Genomic DNA, 1,666 nt, shown 5'->3' on the forward strand with positions numbered 1-1,666 from the left:
ATCCAGTTGTGGCGGTGCTCGTTGAAAGGCACGCCGACGTAGACGCCGTCATGTTTGGCAAACCTCTGCAGTTCGGGCGCCATCACCACGTCCCAGTTCTGGGCGGTGGCGATCTCGGACAGGTCGCCGAGCAGGCCTTCGTCGGCGTAGGTCTTGATCTGCTCGCCATGCATCTGCATGGCAGCAGGCGGATTGCCCGACGCGACGCGCGCCTGCAGAACCTGGAGGGCGTTCGTGCCCGAGCCGCCGGCGACGGCAGAGTCCTCCCAGGCAATGCTCTGGCTGTTGAGCGCTTCCTTCAGAACGTTCAGCGCGTTGGCTTCGCCGCCCGATGTCCACCAGTGCATCACCTCAACCTTGCCGCTTGCAATCGCGGTTCCGACCGACAACAGTCCCGCCACGGCTGCGATGACGACGCCGCGCTTCGTTTTTCTCAAGTCTTTCGAGTTCATGCTGCATTCTCCCATGTTTTTCGTCGTCCTAATGGTTCCGGTGGTTCTGGACGGTTCCCCCGGCGCCGCTTTCCGCGGCTCTCCTATTGATCGAACCTTCGGTTTGCTCATGCGATGACCGTCGCCGTCACGGCAAATCGTTAGATCGATACAATAGATGCGCGTGCCCAACCACGAAGGGTTGGCTGTACCTCCTATGTGCGCCGAGGCCACACCGGCCGCCGGCGATTTCGAATGATCTCCCTATGCGACCAGAAGCTCCGACTGCGGGTCGAAGATCAAAGCCTTGCTCGTATCGAGGCTGAGCGAGGCCAACTGTCCCGCCGCGCCGGACCCCGGACGCAGCCGGGCGATCACGTCGATGCCGCCGGCGTTGAAGATGGCGAGGTTGTCGGAACCGGTCGGCTCGACCACATCGATCCTGGCATTGAAGTTAAAGGGAGCCGCGTCGGCAAAGTGCGCGCCCGTCTCTACAATCGTTTCCGGGCGGGCCCCCAGGATGACTTGCTGGCCGTCGTGCCGGTTTTCCAGCGCCGCCCTGCGGCCGAGCGGGACGGTCATGACGTCGTCGCGGCCCAAGCGGACCTCGACGGCTGCGTCCGAGCCCGTCCTGCGCAACGTGCCGGGAATGAGGTTCATCGGCGGCGAGCCGATGAAGCCGGCGACGTACAGGTTCTGCGGCCGGTCATAAATCTCTTGCGAGGAGCCGATCTGCTGCACCTTCGCCTGACGCATGACGACGACCTTGGTCGCCAGCGTCATCGCTTCGATCTGGTCATGCGTCACATAAACGATGGTGACGCCGAGTTTTTTGTGAAGCTTCTTGATCTCGGTGCGCATCTCGACGCGGAGCTTCGCATCCAGGTTCGACAGCGGCTCATCGAACAGAAAAACCTTCGGATCGCGCACTAGGGCGCGACCCATAGCGACGCGTTGTCGCTGTCCGCCGGAGAGCTGGCTGGGCTTGCGGTCCAGAAGCGCGTCGAGTTGGAGCATTCTGGCGACGCGGTCGACGGCTTCAGTCTGCTGCGCCTTGGGGACCTTGCGCACGCGAATCCCGAAGCAGATGTTCTGGCGAACCGTCATGCTGGGGTACAGCGCGTAGGACTGGAACACCATAGCGATGTCGCGATCCTTTGGATCGCGGTCGTTAACCACGTCCCCGCCGATCCTGATCTCGCCGTCGGAGACCGTCTCCAGCCCGGCGATCATGT

General features: G+C 62.7%; 2 protein-coding genes. Both read right to left on the reverse strand.

Annotated features, from left to right (window positions below; all coding sequences use genetic code 11):
- Positions 1–452 (reverse strand): ABC transporter substrate-binding protein (locus EOA85_RS34720; RefSeq protein WP_164760108.1); only part of this gene is annotated, 452 nt, incomplete at its 3' end.
- Positions 453–695: 243 nt separating this feature from the next.
- A partial coding sequence (locus EOA85_RS34725; RefSeq protein ID WP_127212685.1) for an ATP-binding cassette domain-containing protein occupies positions 696–1,666 on the reverse strand: 971 nt, incomplete at its 5' end.

This window comes from Mesorhizobium sp. M5C.F.Ca.IN.020.29.1.1, from assembly GCF_003997375.1.
GTDB lineage: Bacteria > Pseudomonadota > Alphaproteobacteria > Rhizobiales > Rhizobiaceae > Mesorhizobium > Mesorhizobium wenxiniae.